This window comes from Xenorhabdus santafensis (assembly GCF_033949405.1).
Classification (GTDB): domain Bacteria; phylum Pseudomonadota; class Gammaproteobacteria; order Enterobacterales; family Enterobacteriaceae; genus Xenorhabdus; species Xenorhabdus santafensis.
The window spans coordinates 1-1,654 of record NZ_VCDN01000049.1 but is presented as its reverse complement, the minus strand read 5'-3'; the positions used below and the strand labels follow the sequence as shown (position 1 = coordinate 1,654).

At 41.4% G+C, this 1,654-nt stretch carries 3 protein-coding genes and 1 pseudogene; 2 read left to right on the top strand and 2 right to left on the bottom strand.

The annotated features are described in order from the left end of the window. Together FE392_RS13475 and FE392_RS13470 are read left to right on the top strand one after the other, a co-directional pair. Window positions 1-501, top strand: a 501-nt coding sequence (locus tag FE392_RS13475; protein ID WP_319930737.1) for an RHS repeat-associated core domain-containing protein, incomplete at its 5' end; no start/stop codon positions are given. Beyond that, entirely contained in the window at window positions 501-992 is a 492-nt protein-coding gene (locus tag FE392_RS13470; RefSeq protein ID WP_319930736.1) for a CPCC family cysteine-rich protein, read from the top strand. The genes FE392_RS13475 and FE392_RS13470, both read left to right, overlap by 1 nt. 156 nt (window positions 993-1,148) lie before the next feature. Here the strand turns inward: FE392_RS13470 and FE392_RS13465 are convergent. Together FE392_RS13465 and FE392_RS13460 are read right to left on the bottom strand one after the other, a co-directional pair. Next, window positions 1,149-1,268, bottom strand: a pseudogene (locus FE392_RS13465) (hypothetical protein); the annotation flags it as partial. A 154-nt stretch (window positions 1,269-1,422) separates the two neighbouring features. Beyond that, a partial coding sequence (locus FE392_RS13460; RefSeq protein WP_319930735.1) for a hypothetical protein occupies window positions 1,423-1,654 on the bottom strand: 232 nt, incomplete at its 5' end.

The following is a 1,654-nucleotide window of genomic DNA, read 5'->3' as shown; positions in this document are numbered from 1 at the left end:
CGTTTTCGTTACTATAATCCGAGCACGGCACAGTATATCTCGCCGGACCCGATAGGGCTGCTGGGTGGGCTGAATCCGTATGGGTATGTGCATAACCCGACGGGTTGGATCGATCCGTTTGGGTTGGCCGGTAAAGATTGTGGGCTTGCAGCATCCATAAAATGGAAGGGCTTTAATCCTAACAAGAGGGATTACCAAATTGGTGATGTAACTCATAAGAATTTATCTGGTTTGCAATATCATTACCTTAAACACGGTAAAGAATTCGGTGATATTACTCAGCCCCAATATTTAAATAAGGCAAAAGAGTTTTCTAACAAACCACTAACTGAAACCATGCAAGAAACTAAAGTTAATAACATCATCATTAAACATGATAAAAGTACTGGCGAGATCTTTGTCGGTCATGCAGGTAAAAGAGAAATGAGAACTTATTACATAGATGATGGTCGGGATAGTGATGCTTTCCAAGCTGCAATTGAATTAGCGAAGAGTTTATAATGAAAATTGAATTTTTATATTCTGAAGTGATTAGTTTTTTGAAACTCCACTCACTATTTACAGAGAATGTAGATAGTCGTATTCAATTACTTTTTGAATTGGGAGAAATAGAAGGTGAGCTGCCATCAGAAGCAATAAAGCAAAAGTATAATGATGTTATATTAGATAATTTCAATTACTCAAAATTACTAAGAAATTGTTTTTTCGAAGAAATTATCAAAGATATAACCGGAAACGAAATATTAATTATAGACCGTGATGATAATTTAATTACTGGCGTACATTGTTCTGCCTGTAACTATATTGTTTTTGAAGACAATGAAGATGCGTTTTATGAAATTTGTCCGGTTTGTAGGTGGCAAAATGATGGCAGCTTAGGAGATAACTATAGTAGCTGTAATCATGGCACTATGAATGAATACAAAGAGACAGAATTTTTTAAACATCAATTAAATACAGGGAGTAAAAAGTATATGAAGTTTAAAAATTAATATGGCATAAATAAGGACGAATTATTCTTTTGATTATGATTAATAGGCCGGAAAGATCCCCGTGATCTTCCGGCTTTGTTCTGTTAAGAGCGGCTTACTCCCTGCCCTTAGCGGTTTTTGTAGTCGCCAATCAACTCCCGCATCTTCAGCTTAATTTCACTGAGTTGCGCCCGCTGGCGCAGGTATTGCTGTTTGAGACATGTTTGTTTCGGAACTGTCGGGGATCAGCACCAGACAGCCGTCCATGATTTTCACCGTGACCAAGCCGCCAATCTCAAAATAAGCCTGTTTAAGCCACTGCCCCTTAAGATGGGTTGCGGGCGGGTTTTAGCTTTATTATTTTGCGGCACGTATCCCACGGTGTATGTTCGGCTTTGGCGGTTTTATCCTTGCCAGCCGCTACACCGCAACCGGCTTGCTGGCACATCGGTCAGCGGGGCAAGCGACGCAATTTTTCCGGGAAACATTGGCGGAAAATGACCCGCATTTCCCGCCGCAGGCCACCGCTGTCAACCGCAGCTGGCAATATGATCGTGCCCATAATGTACGGGTGATTGATGACAGTCGCTGGGGACAAACCCGCTACCGTTACAATGCCAACGACCAAATTTTGCATACGCTGTTCGAGGGCAATCGTCCGCATGAAGAGCAGTTCCACTACG

Coding starts and splice junctions, on each gene's coding strand:
- FE392_RS13470 (WP_319930736.1), top strand. CDS start 501: ATGAAAATTGAATTTTTATATTCTGAAGTGATTAGTTTTTTGAAACTC.